Origin of the sequence: Pseudonocardia parietis (assembly GCF_017876315.1) — a bacterium.
In the GTDB taxonomy this organism is placed as follows: domain Bacteria; phylum Actinomycetota; class Actinomycetes; order Mycobacteriales; family Pseudonocardiaceae; genus Pseudonocardia; species Pseudonocardia parietis.
In genome coordinates, this window is sequence record NZ_JAGINU010000001.1 from 1,801,129 (window position 1) to 1,823,047 (window position 21,919).

Here is a 21,919-nt window from a genome sequence, read left to right on the forward strand (position 1 = left end):
GAGTCGGGCCGGTGTGACCTCCTCCGGTGAGTGGCGCCCGTCCCGTGTCCTGACCGCGACGTGAATGAGGTCGGCAGTGCCCTTCCTGAGTCGACTCCTCCGGGCCGGCGAGACCAAGCTGGTGAAGCGGCTCGGCAAGATCGCCGCGCACATCGACGGCCTGGAGCCGGAATTCGAGGGCCTCACCGACGCCCAACTGTGTGCGAAGACGCAGGAGTTCCGTGAGCGTCTCGCCGGCGGTGCGTCTCTCGACGAGATCCTGCCGGAGGCGTTCGCCACCGTCCGCGAGGCCGCACAGCGGACCCTGGGCCAGCGGCCCTTCACCGTGCAGCTGATGGGCGCCGGGGCCCTGCACATGGGCAACGTGGCCGAGATGGGCACCGGTGAGGGCAAGACCCTGACCTCGACCCTGGCCGTGTACCTCAACGCGCTCGAGGCCAAGGGCGTCCACATCATCACGACGAACGACTACCTGGCCAAGCGCGACTCCGAGACCATGGGCCGGATCCACCGCTGGCTCGGCCTGACGGTCGGCGTGATCCTCGCCGAGATGACGCCGCTGCAGCGCCGCGAGCAGTACGCGTGCGACGTCACCTACGGCACGAACAACGAGTTCGGCTTCGACTACCTGCGCGACAACATGGCGTGGAACGCGGCCGACATGGTCCAGCGCGGGCACAACTTCGCCATCGTCGACGAGGCGGACTCGATCCTCATCGACGAGGCCCGGACCCCGCTGATCATCTCCGGCCCGGCCGAGCAGAGCGCCCGCTGGTACCAGGAGTTCGCGCGGCTCGCCCCGATGCTGTCCCGGGACGTCCACTACGAGGTCGACGAGCGCAAGCGCACCGTCGGCATCACCGAGGAGGGCGTCGCGCTGATCGAGGACCAGCTCGGCATCGACAACCTCTACGAGTCCGCGAACACCCCGCTGGTCGGCTACCTGAACAACGCCATCAAGGTCAAGGAGCTGTTCAAGAGGGACAAGGACTACATCGTCAACGACGGTGAGGTCCTGATCGTCGACGAGTTCACCGGCCGGGTGCTGGCCGGGCGTCGCTACAACGAGGGCATGCACCAGGCGATCGAGGCCAAGGAAGGCGTCGATATCAAGCCGGAGAACCAGACTCTGGCGACGATCACCCTGCAGAACTTCTTCCGGCTCTACGACAAGCTCGCCGGCATGACCGGTACGGCCCAGACCGAGGCCGCCGAGCTGCACGAGATCTACAAGATGTCGGTCGTCTCGATCCCGCCGAACCGCCCGCGGGTGCGGGCCGACCAGGCCGACCTGATCTACAAGACCGAGCCGGCGAAGTTCGAGGCGGTGGCCGACGACATCGCCGAGAAGCACAGCAACGGCCAGCCCGTCCTGATCGGCACGACGAGCGTCGAGAAGTCCGAGTACCTGGCCAAGCTGTTGCTGCGCCGGGGTGTGCCGCACGAGGTGCTGAACGCGAAGAACCACGCCCGTGAGGCGACGATCATCGCGCAGGCCGGCCACGCCGGCGCCGTCACGGTCGCCACCAACATGGCGGGTCGCGGTACCGACATCATGCTCGGCGGGAACCCGGAGTTCCTCGCCGACCTGGAGCTGCGCAGCCAGGGGCTCGATCCGGTCGACACCCGCGAGCAGTACGAGGCGGCGTGGGACGCGGTGCTGGGCCGGATGCGCAAGCAGGTCGCGGCGGAGGCCGAGGAGGTCCGGAACGCGGGCGGTCTCTACGTGCTGGGCACCGAGCGGCACGAGTCCCGCCGCATCGACAACCAGCTGCGCGGCCGGTCCGGTCGTCAGGGCGACCCGGGCGAGTCGCGGTTCTACCTGTCGCTCGGTGACGAGCTCATGCGCCGGTTCAACGGCCAGGTCGTCGAGTCGATCATGAACCGGTTCAACCTGCCGGACGACGTGCCCATCGAGGCCAAGATGGTCACCCGCGCGATCCGGAGCGCGCAGACCCAGGTCGAGCAGCAGAACTTCGAGATCCGGAAGAACGTCCTCAAGTACGACGAGGTCCTCAACAAGCAGCGCAAGGTCATCTACGACGAGCGCCGCCGGGTGCTCGACGGTGAGGACGTCGCGCGCCAGACCCACAACATGCTCGAGGACGTGGTCCACGACTACGTCGCCGGGGCGACGTCCGAGGGCTACTCCGAGGACTGGGACCTCGAGAAGCTCTGGACCGCGTTGCGTGGCCTCTACCCGGTCTCGCTGGACGGGAAGACCCTCGCCGAGGACCTCGACGACCTCTCCGCCGAGCAGCTGGAGAAGGCCATCCTCGCCGACGCGGAGCAGTCCTACGCCCGGCGCGAGGCCGAGATCGACGGTCTGATCGGCGCGCAGGGCGGGATGCGCGAGCTCGAGCGCCAGGTGTTGATGCAGGTCATCGACCGCAAGTGGCGCGAGCACCTCTACGAGATGGACTACCTCAAGGAGGGCATCGGGCTGCGGGCCATGGCCCAGCGCGACCCGGTGATCGAGTACCAGCGCGAGGGGTTCGACATGTTCTCCGCGATGCTCGAGGGCATCAAGGAGGAGACGATCGGGCACCTGTTCAACGTCGTCGTGCAGGTGCAGCAGCCGGCCGCCCCGGTGCAGGAGGCGGAGCCGGAGACGACCGAGATCCCGGTCATCCGGCGGGTGCCTGCCGAGGACCCGAGCGAGAGCACCGTGGTCCTGCCGAACCTGTTCCGCACCTCCGCGCCGCAGAACCTGCAGTACAGCGGGCCGGGGGAGGACGGCGGTGTCGCCCGTCGCGGCGACGGCGGCGGCGCGGCATCCGGTGCCGGCCGGACCGGCCGGTACGCGGCCGCCCCGCGTGGCTCGGGGCAGGCGCCGAACGCCGGCGCTCCGAACGGCGGGGCCCCGAACGCCGGCGCCCCGAATGCCGGTGGTCCGAACAGGGGCGGGCCGAACACCGGTGGTCCGAACGCCGGTGCTCCGAACGGCAGCGGGGCCGGCGAGGCCGGTGTCAACCGGGCCCAGCGCCGTCGCGCGGAGAAGGCGAACCGCAGGCAGCGCTGAGCCGAACCGCCGGCAGCGCTGAGCCGAGTCGCGCGCTCAGACCAGGCGGACGGCGGTGACGACCCACGGTGCGTCGCCCGCCGTCCGGTCCAGGCGCAGCGCGAGTGCCCGTGGCCGCCCGGCGATCGGGACGGTCGCGCAGACTTCCGCGGCGTCCGGGTGCGGCTGCGTGACGTGGACCCGGGCCGGTCGGGCCGTGGCCGGCGCGCCGCAACCCGGTGTGCCCGCCCGTCCGCCGCGTCCGGCGGAGGCGAGCGCCGGGCGTGCGGCGACGCCGGCCCGCGTGGCTCGGAGGTAGCGCAGCACGAGCGGCGTGGCGAGCCCACCGAGCTGGGCCGGTGCCCTGCGCCCCGCCAGCACCTCGGCCACCAGCCGGGTCAGCTCGGCCGCGCGGGCGCGGGTCTGCCTCGCGTCCGGCGGGACCACCTCCGGCACAGCGATGCCCGGCTCCGGTGCGTGCGGGTGCGGGGGCGGACCCGGGCCGGGCACCTGGCCCGACCACATCCGGAACCCACCCGGCAGGACGACGACGAGGCCCGGTGGGAGCTCCGGTGGCACGTCGTCGATCGTGCGGGCGACGAGCACGGTCGCCGCGGGCGGTGCTACCTCGGGCCCTCGAGCAGTCGGAACGGCAGCCGTGGCCGGCGTGGTCGTGGTGGTCACCCGTCGAGCGTGCGGCGTCGGGGCCGGTTCCCGGTGCCTCCGCCCGGGATCCGCCCCCGCAGCGTCCGGCGCACCATCGTGCGAGTCAGCACCATGCGGCACAGCACGGTTCGGTACAGCATCGTTTGCGTCCGCAGCGGCTTCGTCCTGAACCGGCCCCGGGCCCTGCACCGGCGCCCTAGCCTCCCGCGATGCCCGATTCCGCGAAATCCGATCCCGCACCGGTCCCGGCGGCCCCACCGGACCCGCTGCTCTCCCCACCCCGCCTCGTCCCCGAACCGCAACCCGGCGCCGACGCCGAGCCGCAGGGAACCACGGCGGATCTGCTGGTCCGGGCCGGTGCGGCTGTGCGGGCCGAGCGTCGCGAGCGCCTGGCACCGCACGGTCTGCCGCTGACCGCGGTCACCGTCCTCGACGTGCTGTCGCGCACCGGCGGACTGGTCCAGCGCGAGCTCGCCGCCCGGGCTCGGATCGGCCCGGCCACGCTGACCCCGGTCCTCGACGGGCTGGAGGGCGAGGGCCTCGCCGCACGCGTCACCGACCCCGGCGACCGCCGGATCCGCCGGGTGACGATCACCGGAGCCGGCCGGGAGCGATTGCGTGCCGTACGCCCCGCCGCTCGCGGGCCGTGGCTCCCGGAGCTCCCGGCGGACCACGCCGAGGCGATCCGCGAGTATCTGATCGCGGTGATCGCGCTCCTGGAGCAGGATCACCACGACGAACAATCAGGAGGATGCGAATGGGGCAGCCCGCGGTCGAGGTCGTCGACCTGGTGAAGCGCTACCCGAAGGCGGCCCGCAACGCCGTCGACGGGGTGTCGTTCGAGGTCGACCCGGGCGAGGTGTTCGGCCTGCTCGGCCCGAACGGCGCAGGCAAGACGACCACCGTCGGCGTCCTGACCACCAGGGTCGTGCCGACGTCCGGCACCGCCCGGGTGGCGGGTCTGGACGTCCGGGCCGACTCCGTCGCGGTCTGCGCGCGGCTCGCCGTCGTCCCGCAGCGGCAGAACCTGGACCGCTCGCTCGGCGTCCGGGACAACCTGGTCTTCCACGCCGCGTACCACGGCGTCGGCCGGGCCGAGCGGAACCGGCGGGCCGACGAGCTGCTGGACCGGATGGGGCTGGCCGACAAGGCGAAGGCCATCGCCGACGATCTCTCCGGCGGCCAGGCGCAGCGCGTCATGATCGCCCGGGCGCTGATGCACCGGCCCGAGGTGCTGTTCCTCGACGAGCCGTCCACCGGGCTCGACCCGCAGGCACGGCTGTTCGTGCACGACCACATCCGGGCGCTGCGCGAGGAGGGCATCACGGTCGTCCTCACCACGCACGACATGGACGAGGCACACAAGCTGTCCGACCGGATCGGCATCGTCGACCACGGGAAGCTGCTCGCGCTGGACACCCCGGACGCCCTGGTCCGCTCGCTGCCCGGCAGCGCGACCGTCGAGATCGTGGCCGAGCCCGGCCCCGCAGGAGCCGGACCGCTCCGCGACGCGTTGTCCGCACTGGACGGGGTCGCCCGGATCGAGACACCACCGGGCCGCGGCGATACGGGCACGGAGGCCTTCCGGCTGTCGGTCACCTGCCAGCCCGCGACGCTGCTCGCCCCGGTCGTCGACCTGCTCGGCCGGCACGGCGCGGCGGCACACGAGGTCTCGCTGGGCGAGGCGACGCTCGAGGACGTCTTCATCGACCTGACGGGAAGGGACCTGCGGTGAGCGGTCGCGCGTTCCTGGCGGTGCTCCGCCGCGACGTCTACGTCACGGGGCGGGAGCTGCCCTCGTTCCTGGCCCAGACGCTGGTGCAGCCGTTCTTCTTCCTGCTGGTGTTCGTCGTGGTCCTCGGCCGCGGCGGGTTCGTGGCCGAGGGCTACGGGGAGATCATGCTGCCCGGCCTGATCGCGCTGAACGCGATGTTCGGCGCGCTGCAGAGTGTCACGTTGCCGCTGGTGTTCGAGCTGTCCTGGACCCGGGAGATCGACGACCGGCTGCTCGCGCCGATGCCGGTGTGGGCGGTGGCCGTCGAGAAGGTCGTGTTCGCGAGCCTGCGCGGACTGCTGGCCAGCCTGCTGATGGTGCCGATCGGGCTGCTGATGATCGACGTGAGCTGGCCGCCGGAGGGCCTGCTGCCCGCGCTCGCGATGGTCGTGCTCGGCTCGCTGCTCGGTGCGGCGATGGGCCTGACGATCGGCACCGCCGTGCCGCCGCGGCGGATCAACGTCATCTTCGCGGTGATCTTCACCCCGCTGCTGTTCACCGGCTCGGTGCAGTACCCGTGGCTGACCCTGGAGGACCTGCGCTGGTTCCAGGTGCTGTCCGCGCTGAACCCGCTGACCTACGTGAGCGAGGGCCTGCGCGCGGCACTGGTACCGCAGGTGCCGCACATGCCGCTGTGGCTCTGCGTGGTGGTGCCGGTCCTCGCCGTCGTGCTGTTCATGCTGCTAGGCATCCGCGGCTTCCTCCGCCGGGCCCTGGACTGATGCACCGGGAGGTAGCGTCGCGCAGGTGGCGCACGCACCCTCCCTGCGCGGTCTGATCATCGACTACGGCGGTGTCCTCGACGAGCCCGACGGCGGTGCCCGGCTGCTCGACTACGCCCGCCGGGCCGCCGACGCCGGCGTCCGGACGGCGCTGTTCTCCGGCGCGCACGCCGTGCCCGACGAGTGCGCCGCCGCCTTCGGCACCGTCCTGCTCGGCGCGGTGCGCGGTGCCCGCAAGCCCAGCCCGGACGCGTTCGCCGCGGCCGCGGCGGAGCTCGGGCTCGAGACGGCGGACTGCGTGGTCGTCGACGACCTCGGGGTCTGCGTGCGGGGCGCGGCCGCGGCCGGTGCGGTCGGCGTCCGGCACGTCGAAGCCGGCGCCACCCTCGCCGAGCTCGAGATCCTGCTGGGCGTCCCGGCGTCGGCCTGAACCGCCGGTGTCGGACGCCCTGAACCGCCGATCGGACGCCTGAAGCGCCGGTCGGGCGCAGAGCGCCGGTCGGGCGCAGAGCGCCGGACGGTCCTGCGGAGTCACCGCCCGGACATGCGAAGGCGCCGCCCGCCACTGCGGACGGCGCCTCGTGTTCGGCCGGACCCGGCGGGTGCCGGGCCGGTCCTGCGCGCGCGCCGGGGTCGCCGGCGCGGTCTCACTGCTGCGGCGGCGCCTGACCCGGCGGCGGGGGCGGCGGCGCCTGACCCGGCTGCTGCTGACCCTCCGGCGGCGCCTGGCCCGGCTCCTGCGCTGTGCTGTCACCGGTACCGGTCCGCTCGCGGGCGAACTTGGTCGCGGTGTCGACGTGCTGCTCGTTGCCGGCGAACTTCTTCTTGGCCGCGTCACCGGCCTTGTTCAGTGCCTGATCGACCTTGTCGTCGTGCTTGCCGAGCAGTTCCTTGGCCTTGTCCAGGAAACCCATGCGGCCATCGTGACGGCCTCAGCGTCCGGGCGCACCCGCGGCGCGTCCTCCATCCGGGTGAGCAGGGGCCCGAATCGCCGAGCGGAGCCGGATGTGTTCCGGGCGGAGGTCCTTGATATGGGTCACCCCGAGCAGCTGCATCGTGCGCTCCACCTCGGCCCGCAGGATCTCCACGGCCCGCTGCACACCGGCTTGCCCGCCGGCCATCAGCCCGTACAGGTAGGCCCGGCCGACCAGCGCCGCCCGCGCCCCCAGCGCGACGGCGGCGACGACGTCGCCGCCGTGCATGATCCCGGTGTCGACGAGCACCTCCGCGTCGTCGCCGAGTTCCTGCACGACCGGTTCGATCAGCTCGGCGGGGACCGGGGCCCGGTCCAGCTGCCGTCCACCGTGGTTGGAGAGCAGGACGGCATCCGCGCCGGCGTCGACCACCCGGCGGGCGTCGGTCACCGACTGGATCCCCTTGATGACCAGCTTGCCGGGCCAGTTCTCCCGCAGCCACGTGACGTCGTCCAGGGTCAGGGCGGGGTCGAAGACCCGGTTGATCACCTCGAACGGTGTGCCGCCGCCCGCGGCGAGGCTCTCGAACGTCAGCGGCTCGGTGGTGAGCAGGTCGAACCACCAGCGGGGGTGCCGGGCGCCGTCGAGGAAGGTCCGCAGCGACAGCGAGGGCGGGATGGACAACCCGTTGCGGGTGTCGCGGCGCCGGTTGCCGCCGACGGGGGTGTCGACGGTCAGCAGCAACGTGTCGTACCCGGCGGCGGCGGCTCGGGAGACGAGCTCGCGGGCGACCGAGCGGTCCCGCCAGAGGTAGAGCTGGAACCAGTGCCGCCCACCGCGACCGGCCTCGGCGACGCCCTCGATGGTCGTCGAGCCCATGGTGGACAGCGTGTACGGGATGCCGGCCTGCGCCGCGACGGCGGCGACCGCGCGTTCCCCCTCGGTGTGCATCATCCGGGTGAAGCCGGTCGGGGCCAGCACGAACGGCAGGGCGCTGGGCCCGCCCAGGATCTCCCGTCCGGTGTCGACCCGGGAGACGTCGCGCAGCACGGTGGGGGAGAACTCGACCGATGCCCACACCTCGCGGGCCCGGCGCAGGCTCACCTCGTCCTCGGCGGCGCCGTCGGTGTAGTCGAACACCGCCCGCGGTGCGCGCTTGCGGGCGAGCAGCCGCAGGTCGCCGATGCTGGTCGCGCGGGCGAGCTTCGCCGCCGTCCGATCCAGGGTGAGGGGGGCGGGCCGCAGCAGCGGCGCCAGCTCGGACGGGCGGGGCATGCGACGGTGCACCATGGCCCGACCCTAGGGAGCCCTCACCGGCGGCGCAGCAACTCGTAGGCCGCGATCGCACCGGCCGAGGCGACGTTGAGCGACTCCACCCCGCCGTACATCGGCAGTGACAGGATGCCGTCGCAGCGTTCCCGGACGGCGTCGGTCAGGCCGTCGGTCTCGTTGCCGAGCACCAGCGCGACCCGGTGCGGCAGGTCGGCGTCGAGCAGCGACTCGCCACCGGCGTCGAGGCCGGACACCGAGAACCCGGCGCCGTGCATGAGGTCGATCCCCTCGGCGGCGGTGCTGCAGCGCAGGACCGGCGCCGAGAACGCCACCCCGGCCGACGCCTTGATCACCAGTGGGTCGATCGCCGGGACCCCGCGGCGGGGCAGCAGCACGCCGTCCAGTCCGGCGGCCGTCGCGCTGCGCAGGATCATGCCGACGTTGGACGGGTTGGTGACGGCGTCGAGGACCAGCACCGACGCCGGGCGCCGGCTTCCGAGGTCGGAGAGGAACACGCTCAGTGGAGCCATCCGGGGGGCGACGACGTCGGCCAGCACGCCCTGGTCGTGGCGCCCGTTGCCGGCGAGCACCTTCACCCGCTGGGCGGTGGCCCGCTGCACCGCCACCCCCCGGCCGCGTGCCGCCGCGGTGATCTCGCGTTCGCCCGCACCCCGCACCGAGTCGGCCAGCACGACCTTGTCCACCTCGAGATCGGGGTCGGCCAGCGCCTCCAGGACGGGCTTGCGGCCGTACACGGTGATGAAGCGGTCCTTGGGGGACACGGCTGGGGGGACGGCGCGGTCGGTCACGACGGGCAGAATCGCATGCGCACGTAGGATCGCGGCCATGCCGCCCCGGCTCTCCGCGCTCGACGCCTCCTTCCTCTATCTGGAGGAGGCGACCACGCCCATGCACGTCGGCGGGATCTCCGTGTTCGAGCGCCCCGGCGACGGCTTCGACTACGACCGGCTCGTCGAGCTGATCGAGCAGCGCATCGCCCTGGTGCCGCGCTACCGGCAGAAGGTCCGGCACGTTCCCGGGAACCTGGCCCGCCCGGTGTGGGTCGACGATCCCGAGTTCGACATCGCCTACCACGTACGGCGCTCGGCGCTGCCCCGTCCGGGCAGCGAGGAGCAGCTGACCGAGCTGGTCGCACGGCTGATGTCGCGGCCGCTGGACCACGCCCGTCCGCTGTGGGAGATGTACCTCGTCGAGGGACTCGCCCCCGCGGGCAGCGGCGAGAACGGCCGGATCGCCATCGTCACCAAGACCCACCAGGCGATGGTCGACGGGATCTCGGCGATCGACATCGGCCAGGTGATCCTCGACGTCTCGGACGAGCCGCGGGAGACGCCGGACGAGCTGTGGATGCCCCGCCCCGAGCCGAGCGACGGCCAGCTGATCCTGGACGCGATCGCCGAGGCGGTGACCCGGCCGACCGAGATGGTGGACAACGTTCGCGTCGCCACCGGGGACGCGCTCGCGACCGTCGGCAAGCTCGCCGGGGCGGCGGGCAAGGTGCTCACGATGGCCCGTACCGCCGGTCGCCGTGCACCGGGGCTGCCGCTGAACGCCGAGATCTCCACCCAGCGCCGGTTCGGGCTCGCCCGCACCGACCTGGAGGACTACCGCAAGGTCCGGGCCGCCTACGGCTGCGACGTGAACGACGTCGTCCTCGCCGTGATCGCGGGCGCGCTGCGCACCTGGCTGATGTCGCGCGGCGAACCGGTCGGCGGGTCCTCCTCCGTGCGGGCGCTGGTCCCGCTGTCGGTGCGCGGCGAGGGTGACGTCCCCAGCTCGGCGACCGGCAGCTCGCTCGGCAACCGGGTGGCGTCGTTCCTGGTGGACCTGCCGGTCGGCGAGCCGAGCCCGCTGGTGCGGCTGCACCAGGTGACCCACCAGATGCGCGAACACACCGACACCGGCGACGCGGTCGGCGCCGACACCCTCGTCCGGATCGGCGGGTTCGCCCCACCGACGCTGCACGGCGTCGGGGCCCGCGCCGCCAGCGGAATGTCCCGGCACTTCTTCAACCTGGTCGTGACCAACGTGCCCGGCCCGCAGTTCCCGCTCTACGCGGCGGGTGCGCGGATGCTGGAGATGTTCCCGGTGGTGCCGCTGGCGAAGGGCCAGGCGGTCTCCATCGGACTGACCAGCTACGACGGCGGTGTCTACTACGGACTCAACGGCGACCGGGACGCGATGGGCGACATCGACGTGCTCGCCGGGATGGTGAACGAGTCGCTCGACGAGCTGCTCGAGACCCTGCGGCCGTAGCCCGAGCCTTCAGAAAGGACCCCCCAAGTGCGGATCTACCTCCCTGCGACGTGGCCGATGCTGGCGCGCACGGTCTCGACCGGCAGCTTCGAGCCGCTGGGCGGGACCGCGTTCGCGCTGACCCCGAAGCTGCGCGAGTCCTACGTGGCCGGTGACGACGAGGAGCTGGAGTACGCCGCGATGAACGAGGCGGCCCGGGCGTCGCTGCGGCTGCTCGCCGTCGAGTTCGGACTCGGTGAGGACGCCACCCCGGCCCGCCGGGTGGTCGTGGCCGCCGACACCGACGACGTCGCCCTGCGCCCCGATCTGGACGACGGCGCGGTCCGGGTCACCGGCCCGGTGCCCGTCGCGAAGATCGCGGCCGTGCACGTGGACCTGCCGGAGGCCGAGTACGCCGTCCGCGAGGCCGCCGCGGTCGTGGACAAGGCAGACCTGGGCGACCTGGACGCCGAGTTCCTGATCGGCGAGGCCGAGGACCACGAGCTGGCCTGGTACGCGCCCTCCGAGCTGCCGTTCCTCGTCGAGCTCGGCTGATCGGAGGACGGGATGAGCTTCGTCGCACCGCAACTGCACGAGGTGACCCGCGGGCTGGCGTTCCCGGAGGGGCCGGTGGCGTTGTCCGACGGCTCGGTGCTGGTCGTCGAGATCGCGGGCGGCCGGTTGACCCGGGTGCTGCCCGACGGGACGCACCGGCCGCTCGCCGAGACCGGCGGCGGCCCGAACGGTGCCGCGATCGGCCCGGACGGCGCGGTGTACGTCTGCGACAACGGTGGCTTCACCTGGCACACCCGCCCCGACGGCACCGTGTACCCCGGTACCCAGCCCGACGACTACAGCGGCGGGAAGATCCTGCGGGTCGACCCGGACACCGGGGAGGCCGGCACGCTGTACGAGGGACTGCGCGGCCCGAACGACATCGTCTTCGACGCCTCCGGTGCGTTCTGGTTCACCGATCTCGGCAAGCGCCGGCACCGCGAGATCGACCTCGGCGGGCTCTACCACGCCCACCCGGACGGTTCCGGGATCAGCGAGGTCGTGCACCCGCTGACCACCCCGAACGGGGTCGGCCTGTCCCCGGACGGGTCGCGCCTGTACGTCGCCGAGACCGCCACCGGCCGGGTCTGGTGCTGGGCGGTGACCGGGCCCGGCACGCTCGGTGCACCGCCGGAGCTGCCCGGGCCGCCCGGTCCCGCCGACGCCCGGCTCCTGCACGGCTTCTCCGGCTACCGCAACCTCGACTCGCTGGCCGTGGACGGCGACGGGAACGTGTGCGTCGCGACGCTGGTCTCCGGTGAGGTCAGCGTGCTGTCCCCGGCGGGGGAGCTGCTCGGCACGGTCGCGCCGCCCGAGCACGACCACCACGTCACCAACATCTGCTTCGCCGGTGCGGGTTCGCGCGACGCGTGGGTCACGTCCTCCGGGCGGGGCCGGCTCTACCGCTGTACCTGGCCGGTGGACGGCCTGGACCTCGCGTTCCGCCGCTGAGCCCGGTCGAGCCGCTCGTTCCGGTCCTGGTGGGGGCGATGGCGTGCTGATCGACGTGTGGGTACGGCTCAGCTCCGGGGCGGGGGCTCGATGGTCACCGGCGCGCCCCAGTCCCGGTAGCGGATCAGCAGGTCGAGCACCTCGGAGCCGGGCAGCTGCTGGCGGATCCGGCCGCGCAGCGGTCGCCGGTCGGCGTCCAGCCAGATCTCGGCGCTGATCCGGGTGACCCCGGCCTGCTGCTGCTCGGCGAGCGCCGCGTGGCGGGCCGGGTCGTTCTCGGTCGCGATCGCCCGGACCAGGTCGACGACCAGCGTGTAGTGCACGGCCGGGATGCCGTCGACGTCGGTGTCGCGGGCGTCGGCGACCAGCACCGCATCCGGGTAGCGGGCCACCGCGGCGAGCGGGTCGACCCCGGCGGCGACGTTCGCGGCGAGCGTGGCGTCGGCGTGCGCGGCGGGCGACATCGGCGCCCGGCCGGCCTCGGCCCAGCCGGCACCCTGCGGGCGCAGCCAGGTGCGATCGTCGACCCGCACGAGCTCGATCGACCGGGGGACGGTGCCCTCGGGCCCGCTGCGCAGCAGGAGCCGGACCGCGGCCCCGGCACCTGCCGGGTCGATCCGGAGCGCGCCGTCCCCGGTGACGGGGATCGGGCCGGCCTCCCCTGTCAGCGTCCCGGCGACCGACAGCACGGCACCGCCGTCGGAACGGGTGCGTGCGTCGACGTCGGCGAGCAGTCGCGCCGGGTCGTAGTACTTCGGCAGCGACTCGGCCGCCGGCGGCGGCGGGACGGGGGTGGCGCCGGACGGGTCCGGCCCGGCGCAGCCGGACAGAGCACCGGTGAGTACGGCGGCGCAGATCGCCACCGCCGCTCGACGCCGTCCCGGCACCGTTGGCCTCCGTCCGTGTACCGCTGTGCTGGCCCGGGCGCCGCGGCACGACCACGGATCAGCCCTGGTGGAGCGCCACCAGGATGCGGCGCAACGCGATGAGTCTGCCTCCGGCGTGGACGCGCGAGTCGACCAGGTCGTCCAATGCGCACTCCGGGTCGGCGGGCGGCCCGAGGTGCCCGCAGCCCCGCGGGCAGTCGTCGATCGCCGCGGCGAGGTCGCCGAACGCGGCGACGACGTCGTCCGGGCCGACGTGTGCGAGCCCGAAGGACCGGATGCCGGGGGTGTCGACGACCCAGCCGTCGGCGTGCGGGAAGGCGAGTGCGGCTGTCGTGGTGTGCCGGCCCTTGCCGATGCCGGAGAGCCGCCCGATGGTCTGGTGCGCTTCCGGGACGGTGGCGTTGACCAGCGTCGACTTGCCGACGCCGGAGTGCCCGACGAGCGCGCACAGCTTCCCGGCGAGCTGTTCGCGCAGCCCGTCCAGGCCGCTGGGCGCCCCGGTCCCGGAGCGTCCGGTGATCACCAGTGGCACGCCGAGCTCGCGGTACTGGGCGGCGAACGGTTCCGGGTCGGCCAGGTCTGACTTGGTCAGGCACAGCACCGGTTCGAGGCCGCCCGCATAGGCGGCGACCAGGCAGCGGTCGACGAACCCGGTGCGCGGCACCGGATCGGCGACGGCGGTGACGACGATCAGCCGTGCGGCGTTGGCGACCACGACCCGTTCGTAGGGGTCGGTGTCGTCGGCGGTGCGCCGCAGCACCGTGTCCCGGTCGGCGACCCGCACGATCCGTGCCAGCGTGTTCGGCTCACCGGACAGGTCACCGACGAGGTCCACCCGGTCCCCGACGACGACCGGGGTCCGGCCGAGCTCGCGGGCCCGCATGGCGACGACCGGCGCCCGCTCCGGGTCGGCGTCCGGCGCGCAGGTCCAGCGGCCGCGGTCGACGGCGGTGACCATCGCCCGGGTCGCGTCGGCGTGCTCGGGGCGGCGCTTGCTGCGTGGACGCGACCCACGCCGCCCGGGCCGGATCCGGACGTCGGACTCGTCGAGGGCGTGGACGTCGTGTCGACGCGGCATGTCAGCGCTCCCCGGCCCGCCCGTGCTCGTCGGCTCGTCCCAGCAGCGCGGCCCAGCGGCCGGGGAAGTCCGGGATCGTCTTGTCGGTGCAGCCGATGTCGTCGACCAGCACACCCGGGACGACCAGGCCGACGATCGCGCCGGCGGTCGCCATCCGGTGGTCGGCGTAGGCACCCCAGGGCCGGTCCGACCGGCCGGTGAGCGCCTTCGGCTCGATCACCAGGCCGTCCTCGGTCTCGGTGACGGCGCCGCCGAGTGCGTTGATCTCGGCAGCGAGCGCGGCGAGGCGGTCGGTCTCGTGGCCGCGCAGGTGCCCGATGCCGCGCAGCCGGGACCGGCCGCCTGCCAGCGCGGCGACGGCGGCGACCGTGGGGGCGAGCTCGCCTGCGGCCCGCAGGTCGACGTCCACACCGGACAACCGGTCCGGTCCGGTCACGGTCAGCCCGTCGGCGTCGCGGGTGACCGACGCCCCGAACTGCTCCAGCACCCCCGGCACGTGCGCCCCGGGCTGGGTGGTCTCCACCGGCCAGTCGCGCACCGTGACCCGCCCACCGGTCACGACGGCGGCGGCCAGGAACACCGAGGCGTTCGACAGGTCCGGCTCGATCGTCCGGTCCCGCACCGCGATCGGGCCGGGCTCCACCCGCCACGTGGCCGGGCCCTCGCCGGTCGTCCGGTCGGAGACGGCGACACCGGCCTCGCGCAGCATCGCGACGGTCATGTCGATGTGCGGCAGCGACGGCAGCGACCGTCCGCTGTGGTGCACGGTCACCCCGCGCTCGAACAGTGCGCCGGACAGCAGCAGGCCCGACACGAACTGGGACGACGACGACGCGTCGATCGTCACCTCACCGCCGGCGATCGGGCCGCCGTCCAGCCGGAACGGCAGCGCGTCGCCGTCGATGCGGGCGCCCAGGGTGCGCAGCGCGGACAGCATCGTCCCCATCGGACGGTCCCGGGCGCGCGGGTCGCCGTCGAACCGGACGGTTCCTGCGGCGGTGGCGGCGGCAGGCGGGACGAACCGCATCACCGTCCCGGCCAGCCCGCAGTCGACCTCCGCCGGGAGCTCGGGGGTGCCGCCGCGCAGTCCCGCGTGCGCGCGGAACAGCACGGCGTCGCCTGCTGTGTGGTCGGCGGTCACGGGGACGCCGAGCGCGGCGAGCGCGTCGCACATCAGCGTGGTGTCCCGGGTGGGCGGGGCACCGTCGACCCGGGCGTCGCCGCCGGACAGCCCGGCGAGCAGCAGTGCCCGGTTGGTCACCGACTTCGAGCCGGGCACCGAGAGGGTGCCGGTCACCGGGGCGTCGGGCGTGGGGGCGGACCAGGAGCTCACGCCCCCATCCTTCCCCACGTGGAAGGATGGGGTGCATGTGCGGCCGTTACGCCTCCACCAAGGCCCCCGCCGACCTGGCCGACGAGTTCCACGCCGTCGACGCCACGGCCGAGTCGACCCGCCCGGACTACAACGTGGCGCCGACCAAGGACATCACGGTCGTCGTCGAGCGGCACCCGCGTGACGACGACGGCGCGGCCGACCCGCAGACCACCGAGCGCTCGTTGCGGACGGTGCGCTGGGGCCTGGTGCCGTTCTGGGCCAAGGATCCCTCGGCGGGTGCGCGGATGGTGAACGCCCGCTCGGAGACGATCACCGAGAAGCCCGCGTTCCGGCGGGCCGTCGCGTCCCGGCGCTGCCTGTTCCCGGCCGACGGCTGGTACGAGTGGCAGCGCCACGACGCCGTCCCGAAGTCGCAGGGCGGCAGCGGCAAGCCGACCAAGCAGCCCTACTTCACCTGCTACGCCGACGGCACGACGCTGGCGATGGCCGGGATCTGGGAGTTCTGGCGGCCCAAGGGCGGCGAGCTGGCCGAGAAGTACCCGGACGGCCTGGTCACGGCCTGCGTGCTGACCACCGAGGCGGTCGGGCCGCTGGCCCAGGTGCACGACCGGATGCCCCTGCTGCTGCAGCCCGGCGACTGGGCCGACTGGCTCGACCCCGACACCGGTTCCTCGGACGAGCAGGTGACCCGGCTGCTCGTCCCACCGTCGCCTGAGCTGGTGTCCACGTGTGAGATCCGGCCGGTCTCCACGCAGGTCAACGCCGTCCGCAACAACGGCCCCGAGCTGCTGGAACGCCTCCCGGACGACCAGGTCCGCGAGCCGGTCCAGCTCGACCTGCTGTCGTGACCGGAGCCCGGGAGATCGACACCCCGCGCGGTCCGGCCCGGGTGACGCAGCACGCCGCGCCGCACCCCGCACGGGGCCTGCTGCTGCTCGGGCACGGTGCGGGCGGCGGGATCGGGGCGCCCGACCTGGTGGCCGCGACCGCGGCGGCGACGGCCGCCGGGTTCGACGTCGGGCTGGTGGAGCAGCCGTACCGGGTGGCCGGGCGGCGCGCCCCCGCACCGGCCGGGCACCTCGACGAGGCGTGGACGGCCGTCGCCGCCGAGCTGGCGAAGGACCACGTGAGTAGCGCAGGCGGATCACGCATGGGCACGGACCTCCCACTCGTCCAGGGCGGCCGCAGCTCCGGTGCCCGGGTGGCCTGTCGCACCGCAGGCGCCACCGGCGCCGTCGCCGTGCTGTGCCTGGCGTTCCCGCTGCACCCGCCCGGCAAGCCCGAGCGGACCCGGCAGCCCGAGCTGGACGGCGCCGGAGTGCCGGTGCTCGTCGTCCAGGGTCGCTCGGACCGGTTCGGGGTACCCGGCGACGGCCCCGACCGCCGGGTGGTGCTGCTCGACGGCGACCACGGGTTGAAGAAGGAGCACGGGGCGCTGCGGGCCGCGGTCGGGGAGTGGTTGGCGGAACTGCCGCTGCCACGGTGACGCACCACGGGTCGTCGATCAGGTCCGCGAGACGCTCGCGCCCTGACCCGCATCGCCCTCGAAGGCGATCCGCTGGTCGAGCAGCGCCTCCATCTCGACCGGCGGGAGCGGCGGCGCGATGAACCAGCCCTGCCCCACGTCGCAGCCCAGTGACCGCAGGTGCGTCGCCTGCTCGACCGTCTCCACCGACTCGGCGATCACGCGCAGCCCCAGGCTGTGCGCCAGGTCGATCATCGCCGAGAGGATGACCGGGCTGTCGATGTCGCGGCCGGTGTCCTCGCCCGCGGAGCCCGACGCCGACACGAAGAACCCGGCCAGCTTCAGCACGTCCACCGGTAGCCGGTGCAGGTAGGCGAGGTTGGAGTACCCGGTCCCGAAGTCGTCGATGGCGATCCGCACGCCGAGCCGGGAGAGCTCCTCGAGCGCCTCGATCGGCCGTCCGCCCGCCGACATCAGGTCGCTCTCGGTCAGCTCCAGCTGGAGCGCGTGCGCGGGCCAGCCGGTCCGGGTGAGGACTTCGGAGATCCGCTCGACGGCGTCGGGCTGGCGCAGCTGGCGACCGGCGACGTTGACGCTGAGCACGAACTCGCGTGACGGGTCGGCGTCGACCCAGGCCCTGGCGTCCGAACAGGCGCGGTGCAGCAGGTGCAGCCCGAGCGGGACGATCAGGCCGCTCTGCTCGGCGAGCGGGATGAAGACGTCCGGCCCCAGCTGCTCCCCGTCGGCGGTACGCCAGCGGGCCAGCGCCTCGACACCGGCCACCCGGCCGTCGGCGAACGACACCAGCGGCTGGTACGCCAGGTCGAACTCGCCGCGGTCCAGCGCGCCGGGCATCCGGCCTGCCAGATCGAACAGGTGGACGTCGGTGCGGTGCCGCACCGGGTCGAAGACCGCGATCCGGTCCCGGCCGTCGCGCTTGGCCCAGTACATGGTGGTGTCGGCGGCCTGCATCAGCTCGGCCGCACCGTCGGTGGGGTGGCGATCACCGGCCCCGTGCTCCGGTACCGGCCAGGCGACGACGCCGATACTGGCCGTGACCATGACCTCCCGGCCCCGCAGCGCGAGCGGCTGCCGCAGCACCTCGAGTGCCCGCTCGGCCATCGCGGTCAGCTGCTCGACGCCGGTGCAGCCCTCCACGAGCACCACGAACTCGTCGCCGCCCATCCGCGCGAGGGTGTGCCCGTCGGTGCCGAGCACGCCCTGCAACCGGTACGCGACGGTGGACAGCAGCAGGTCGCCCGCGTCGTGGCCGAGGGTGTCGTTGACCGCCTTGAAGCCGTCCAGGTCCAGGTAACAGACACCGACCCGGGAGATCGCGTCGTCGGCCAGGGCCGCGGTGAGCCGGCTGAAGAACACCGCGCGGTTCGGCAGGTTGGTGAGCGGGTCGTGCTCGGCCTGGTGCCGCAGCCGGGTCTGGAGCTGGTGCCGTTCGGTGACGTCCTCGATCATCGCCACCAGGTAGCGCGGCGCCCCCTCGGGATCCCGGATCAGCGAGACCACCAGCTGGGTCCAGAGCTGCTCGCCGTCCTTGCGGAAGTACGACTTCTCCATCCGGACGTGCCCCACCCGGCCCGCGAGCATGGCCTGGATCTGCGGCCACATCTCCGGGGTGTCCTCGGGGTGGATGAACTCGAACACCGACCGGCCGACGAGCTCGCCGGGCCGGTGGCCGAACATCAGGGCCAGCGCCCGGTTCGCCTCCAGGATCCGCCCGCCGGTGTCGGCCACGCTGATCCCGAGAGCGGTGTTCTCGAAGACGGCGCCGTACCGGGCCTCCGAGCGCCACCGCGCGTTCTCCGCCGCGCTGCGTGCCGCGAACGCCGCCGAGCTGATCCGGTCCTGCTCGGTGCGGGTGCGCTCCTGCAGCGTCCGCGCGTAGCCGGCGGACAGCGCCCCGACCGCCGCGGTGAAGCGGCGCAGCCGCGCCGGGTCGCCGATCCGGTCACCGAAGTGGGAGGCCAGCACGTCCAGCGAGCAGCGCAGCGCCGCCGGGTCCGTCAGGTGCGCGGCGACCAGCGCCGCTCCGACCTCGCCGGCCGTCTCGATCTCGGCCCGGCCGTCCACGACGGCGCTCGTCCACCACGCAGCTCCGAAGAGCACGGAGTACAGCTCGGCCCGCCCGGCGGAGACGAACCCACGTGCGTGGATCGTCGCCACCCAGGCGTCGGTCAGCTCCTCGACGCCGGCGTCGGGCCGTCCGCCTCGACGGGCGGGTACGGGATCGCCCACGGCGACCTCCTCCGCGGCCTCCTCGGGGGAGTCCGCTCCGTCCGGGATGTCCGGTCAGCGGCGCGCCACGCCGGCCAGACCCGGGTAGCGCTGCGCCTCCGGGCCGACCGGGGACTCCGGCCGCCACAGCGGGATCCGTACCACTCCCGGTTCCAGTATTTCCAGGTCACCGAACAGCGCCCGCACCTCGTCCGCGTTCCGCATCCGCATCGGGTTCGGCGACTTGTCACGGTTGTAGAGGTTCTGGGCGTCGTTCGCACCCGAGTGCCCGCCCTCGTTACTCGCATGGGTGATCACGACGTGGCTGCCGGGCACGGTCGCGTCCACGAAGGAACGGACGAGGCCGGCGGGCCCCAGCTCGTCCGGCACGAAGTGCAGGACCGAGACCAGCAGCACCGCGACCGGGCGCGTGAGGTCGAGGTGCGTGCGGGTCAGCGGGTGCTCCAGGATCCGCTGCGGTTCGGTGAGGTCGCCGGCGAGCACCGCGGTGTGGTCGTCACCGTCGAGCAGAGCACGGCTGTGCACGACGGCAATCGGGTCGTTGTCGACATACAGGACGCGGGCGTCGTCGCACTCGGCGCTCGCGATCTCGTGCACGTTGCCCGCGGTCGGGATGCCCGAGCCCAGGTCGAGGAACTGGGTCACACCCTGGGCGCACAGGTGCCGCACGATCCGGCGCAGGAACGCCCGGTTCGCCTGCGCGACCGTCGCCATCTCGGGCAGGACGTGCAGGACCTGCTCGGCGAACCGCCGGTCGGCCTCGAAGTTGTGCGAACCACCGAGGTAGTAGTCGTAGACGCGCGCGACGCTCGGACGGGTGATGTCGACCTCGTCCGGCGCCCACGATGGTCTGTCCATTTTCTACCCCGCAACCGATCGACCGAACCCGACAGATGCACCCTAACCTGCGACGCGACCCGCATTCCCGGTCACACCGGCGCGGTCACACCGGCCCGATCACGCCGTCGCGATGCGGGCGACGGTGGCCCCGGTGAGCGACGCCAGGTCGTCGGGGGACAGCTCGATCTCCAGACCACGCCGTCCGCCGGAGCAGAACACCGTCGGGTGCTCGCGGGCGGAGGCGTCGAGGACGGTGGGCAGGCGCTTGCGCTGGCCGAGCGGGGAGATCCCGCCCGCGACGTAGCCGGTGGCCCGCTCGGCCTCGACGATCTCGGCCAGCACCGCCTTCTTGCCGCCCGCGGCGGCAGCGAGCGCCTTGAGGTCCAGCTGGGCGGAGACGGGCACGATCCCGACCGTCAGTACCCCGTCGACCCGCGCGACGAGCGTCTTGAACACCCGTCGCGGGTCCTGGCCCATGCGCGCGGCCGCCTCCTCGCCGTACCCGGCGCCGTCCTGGTGGGTGTAGCTGTGCACCTCGTGGCGCACCTTGCGCTTCGCCAGCAGCGCCGTCGCCGGAGTGCCCCTGCCCGCCATCGCCGTCGTCCTCCTGAGGGTCGCGCTGTGGGGGAGCGCGCGAGCAACCTACGGGAATGCCGGGGCGGGGCGCACCGTTGTTCCGGGCGTGACCACAGCAGTGATGGAGGCGCCGACGAGCGCGGGCGCGCCCGGCCGCGAGCGCCGCGAACGCGTACCCTCCCACGGGTCTGCAGTGCCGGTGACCCACACCGGTACGCGGCCCGTGTCACTGGAGAGGGAACAGTTGTCGGACCACTCGGAACAGCCGGAGCAGGCCCCCGGGCCCGGTGAGCCGGAGGCGACGGTCGAACAGGTCGGTGCGGCCGATCCCGACGGCAACCGCGCCCCCGAGGACGAGAGCGTCGAGGAGCGCACCGCCCGCTTCGAGCGCGACGCCATGCCGCTGCTCGACCAGCTCTACGGCGCGGCCCTGCGGATGACCCGTAACCCGGCCGATGCCGAGGACGTGGTGCAGGAGACCTTCCTGAAGGCGTACTCGGCCTTCGGGTCGTTCCGCCGCGGGACGAACCTCAAGGCCTGGCTGTACCGGATCCTGACCAACACCTACATCAACGGCTATCGCAAGCGGCAGCGCCAGCCGCTGCAGTCGCCGACCGACGAGATCACCGACTACCAGCTCGCGCAGGCCGGTCAGCACACCTCGACGGGGCTGCGGTCGGCCGAGGTGGAGGCGCTGGACGCGCTGCCGGACAACGACGTGAAGGAAGCGCTCCAGGCGCTCCCCGAGGACTTCCGGATCGCGGTCTACCTCGCCGACGTCGAGGGCTTCGCCTACAAGGAGATCGCCGAGATCATGGGCACGCCGATCGGCACGGTGATGTCGCGACTGCACCGGGGGCGTCGCCAGCTGCGCGACATGCTGACCCACGTCGCCCGCGACCGCGGGGTCGTCCGCGGTGGCGCCGGCAACCAGGAGGTGACGACGTCGTGAGTGCCGAGGACGCTCCGCTCGAGCAGGACCCGATGGGCGGGCACGGCGGCAACTGCGGTGAGGTGCTGGCCGAGGTGTGGCTGTTCCTGGACCAGGAGTGCGACCCGGACCGCAGGCGGTACCTGCAGCGGCACATCGACGAGTGCGCCCCGTGCCTGGCCGAGTACGGCATCGACGAGAAGCTCAAGGCGCTGCTCGCGCGCAAGTGCGGTGGTGAGGCGGCGCCGGAGTCGCTGAAGGACCGGCTGCGCACCCAGATCCGTTCGGCGGTGCTGGAGCAGGCGCAGGTGACCGTCGAGCGCGGCCCCGAGGGGACGAGCGTGTCGGTGTCCCGGCGGCGTACCGAGTACCGCGAGAGCTGACCCCCACGAACCACGAAGGGCGGGCACCTGCACAGGTGCCCGCCCTTCGTCGTTTCGCCCAC

Annotated in this window: 22 protein-coding genes; 12 read left to right on the plus strand and 10 right to left on the minus strand. The window is 73.3% G+C overall.

Features of this window, described 5'->3' with window-relative positions:
* The first annotated feature begins 76 nt into the window (after positions 1 to 76).
* Positions 77 to 3,022: a preprotein translocase subunit SecA gene (secA, locus tag JOF36_RS08565; protein ID WP_307862278.1), complete on the plus strand. Its 2,946-nt coding sequence runs from the start codon at positions 77 to 79 to the stop codon at positions 3,020 to 3,022.
* A 36-nt stretch (positions 3,023 to 3,058) separates the two neighbouring features.
* On the opposite strand, the gene JOF36_RS08570 is transcribed toward secA, so the two are convergent.
* Complete coding sequence (locus tag JOF36_RS08570) at positions 3,059 to 3,685, minus strand: Rv3235 family protein (protein ID WP_210025993.1); 627 nt, start codon at positions 3,683 to 3,685, stop codon at positions 3,059 to 3,061.
* A gap of 191 nt (positions 3,686 to 3,876) precedes the next feature.
* Between JOF36_RS08570 and JOF36_RS08575 the strand changes: the two genes are divergently transcribed.
* The 4 genes from JOF36_RS08575 to JOF36_RS08590 are packed head-to-tail and all read left to right on the plus strand — an operon-like array spanning position 3,877 to position 6,593.
* On the plus strand, positions 3,877 to 4,461 hold the full coding sequence (locus tag JOF36_RS08575; protein ID WP_210025994.1) for a MarR family winged helix-turn-helix transcriptional regulator: 585 nt from the start codon (positions 3,877 to 3,879) through the stop codon (positions 4,459 to 4,461).
* Entirely contained in the window at positions 4,425 to 5,402 is a 978-nt protein-coding gene (locus tag JOF36_RS08580; protein WP_210025996.1) for an ABC transporter ATP-binding protein, read from the plus strand. The genes JOF36_RS08575 and JOF36_RS08580 overlap by 37 nt, the downstream gene beginning before the upstream one ends.
* Positions 5,399 to 6,163, plus strand: a complete 765-nt coding sequence (locus tag JOF36_RS08585) for an ABC transporter permease (protein ID WP_210025998.1) — start codon at positions 5,399 to 5,401, stop codon at positions 6,161 to 6,163. Before JOF36_RS08580 ends, JOF36_RS08585 begins: the two co-directional genes overlap by 4 nt.
* A 25-nt stretch (positions 6,164 to 6,188) precedes the next feature.
* Complete coding sequence (locus JOF36_RS08590) at positions 6,189 to 6,593, plus strand: HAD-IA family hydrolase (protein ID WP_210025999.1); 405 nt, start codon at positions 6,189 to 6,191, stop codon at positions 6,591 to 6,593.
* A 217-nt stretch (positions 6,594 to 6,810) separates the two neighbouring features.
* Here the strand turns inward: JOF36_RS08590 and JOF36_RS08595 are convergent, their stop codons facing one another.
* The 3 genes from JOF36_RS08595 to JOF36_RS08605 are packed head-to-tail and all read right to left on the minus strand — an operon-like array spanning position 6,811 to position 9,197.
* Entirely contained in the window at positions 6,811 to 7,077 is a 267-nt protein-coding gene (locus JOF36_RS08595; RefSeq protein WP_210026001.1) for an antitoxin, read from the minus strand.
* Positions 7,078 to 7,095: 18 nt separating this feature from the next.
* Positions 7,096 to 8,367 (minus strand): alpha-hydroxy acid oxidase, encoded by a 1,272-nt coding sequence (locus JOF36_RS08600; RefSeq protein WP_210026003.1) that lies wholly within the window; start codon positions 8,365 to 8,367, stop codon positions 7,096 to 7,098.
* Between the two features lie 20 nt (positions 8,368 to 8,387).
* On the minus strand, positions 8,388 to 9,197 hold the full coding sequence (locus JOF36_RS08605) for a TrmH family RNA methyltransferase (protein WP_210026005.1): 810 nt from the start codon (positions 9,195 to 9,197) through the stop codon (positions 8,388 to 8,390).
* Here JOF36_RS08605 and JOF36_RS08610 point away from each other — a divergent pair.
* From JOF36_RS08610 to JOF36_RS08620, 3 genes are read left to right on the plus strand one after another with little or no spacing between them, the layout of a single operon-like run.
* A complete protein-coding gene (locus JOF36_RS08610; protein WP_210026007.1) occupies positions 9,196 to 10,626 on the plus strand; it encodes a WS/DGAT/MGAT family O-acyltransferase in 1,431 nt (476 codons plus the stop codon). The genes JOF36_RS08605 and JOF36_RS08610 overlap by 2 nt on opposite strands.
* Positions 10,627 to 10,653: 27 nt before the next feature.
* Positions 10,654 to 11,160, plus strand: a complete 507-nt coding sequence (locus tag JOF36_RS08615; RefSeq protein ID WP_210026009.1) for a DUF6912 family protein — start codon at positions 10,654 to 10,656, stop codon at positions 11,158 to 11,160.
* Positions 11,161 to 11,172: 12 nt separating this feature from the next.
* Positions 11,173 to 12,111, plus strand: a complete 939-nt coding sequence (locus JOF36_RS08620; protein ID WP_210026011.1) for an SMP-30/gluconolactonase/LRE family protein — start codon at positions 11,173 to 11,175, stop codon at positions 12,109 to 12,111.
* Positions 12,112 to 12,179: 68 nt separating this feature from the next.
* Here the strand turns inward: JOF36_RS08620 and JOF36_RS08625 are convergent, their stop codons facing one another.
* Genes JOF36_RS08625 through aroA form a run of 3 tightly spaced genes read right to left on the minus strand, consistent with a single transcriptional unit; the run spans position 12,180 to position 15,409 of the window.
* Positions 12,180 to 12,998 carry an SCO4651 family lipoprotein gene (locus tag JOF36_RS08625; RefSeq protein ID WP_210026013.1) on the minus strand — a complete coding sequence of 273 codons (819 nt, stop codon included), beginning with the start codon at positions 12,996 to 12,998 and terminating at the stop codon, positions 12,180 to 12,182.
* Positions 12,999 to 13,056: 58 nt separating this feature from the next.
* Positions 13,057 to 14,076 carry a ribosome small subunit-dependent GTPase A gene (gene rsgA / locus JOF36_RS08630; RefSeq protein WP_210026014.1) on the minus strand — a complete coding sequence of 340 codons (1,020 nt, stop codon included), beginning with the start codon at positions 14,074 to 14,076 and terminating at the stop codon, positions 13,057 to 13,059.
* Between the two features lies 1 nt (position 14,077).
* On the minus strand, positions 14,078 to 15,409 hold the full coding sequence (gene aroA / locus JOF36_RS08635) for a 3-phosphoshikimate 1-carboxyvinyltransferase (RefSeq protein ID WP_210026016.1): 1,332 nt from the start codon (positions 15,407 to 15,409) through the stop codon (positions 14,078 to 14,080).
* Positions 15,410 to 15,444: 35 nt separating this feature from the next.
* Between aroA and JOF36_RS08640 the strand changes: the two genes are divergently transcribed.
* Positions 15,445 to 16,260 carry an SOS response-associated peptidase gene (locus tag JOF36_RS08640; RefSeq protein ID WP_210026018.1) on the plus strand — a complete coding sequence of 272 codons (816 nt, stop codon included), beginning with the start codon at positions 15,445 to 15,447 and terminating at the stop codon, positions 16,258 to 16,260.
* The gene (locus JOF36_RS08645; protein WP_210026020.1) at positions 16,257 to 16,898 is read left to right on the plus strand and encodes an alpha/beta hydrolase family protein; all 642 of its coding nucleotides are present in this window, start codon (positions 16,257 to 16,259) and stop codon (positions 16,896 to 16,898) included. Before JOF36_RS08640 ends, JOF36_RS08645 begins: the two co-directional genes overlap by 4 nt.
* 18 nt (positions 16,899 to 16,916) lie before the next feature.
* Here the strand turns inward: JOF36_RS08645 and JOF36_RS08650 are convergent, their stop codons facing one another.
* From JOF36_RS08650 to ybaK, 3 genes are all read right to left on the minus strand, one after another.
* Positions 16,917 to 19,127, minus strand: a complete 2,211-nt coding sequence (locus tag JOF36_RS08650) for a putative bifunctional diguanylate cyclase/phosphodiesterase (RefSeq protein ID WP_210026022.1) — start codon at positions 19,125 to 19,127, stop codon at positions 16,917 to 16,919.
* Positions 19,128 to 19,181: 54 nt separating this feature from the next.
* Entirely contained in the window at positions 19,182 to 19,985 is an 804-nt protein-coding gene (locus tag JOF36_RS08655) for an SAM-dependent methyltransferase (protein WP_210026024.1), read from the minus strand.
* Between the two features lie 99 nt (positions 19,986 to 20,084).
* Positions 20,085 to 20,561 carry a Cys-tRNA(Pro) deacylase gene (gene ybaK, locus JOF36_RS08660; protein ID WP_210026026.1) on the minus strand — a complete coding sequence of 159 codons (477 nt, stop codon included), beginning with the start codon at positions 20,559 to 20,561 and terminating at the stop codon, positions 20,085 to 20,087.
* Positions 20,562 to 20,766: 205 nt separating this feature from the next.
* Here ybaK and JOF36_RS08665 point away from each other — a divergent pair, with 205 nt between their 5' ends.
* Both JOF36_RS08665 and rsrA read left to right on the plus strand, forming a co-directional pair.
* Positions 20,767 to 21,495, plus strand: a complete 729-nt coding sequence (locus tag JOF36_RS08665) for a sigma-70 family RNA polymerase sigma factor (protein ID WP_307862279.1) — start codon at positions 20,767 to 20,769, stop codon at positions 21,493 to 21,495.
* Complete coding sequence (gene rsrA, locus JOF36_RS08670; RefSeq protein WP_372447370.1) at positions 21,492 to 21,857, plus strand: mycothiol system anti-sigma-R factor; 366 nt, start codon at positions 21,492 to 21,494, stop codon at positions 21,855 to 21,857. The genes JOF36_RS08665 and rsrA overlap by 4 nt, the downstream gene beginning before the upstream one ends.
* The last annotated feature ends 62 nt before the right edge of the window (positions 21,858 to 21,919 follow it).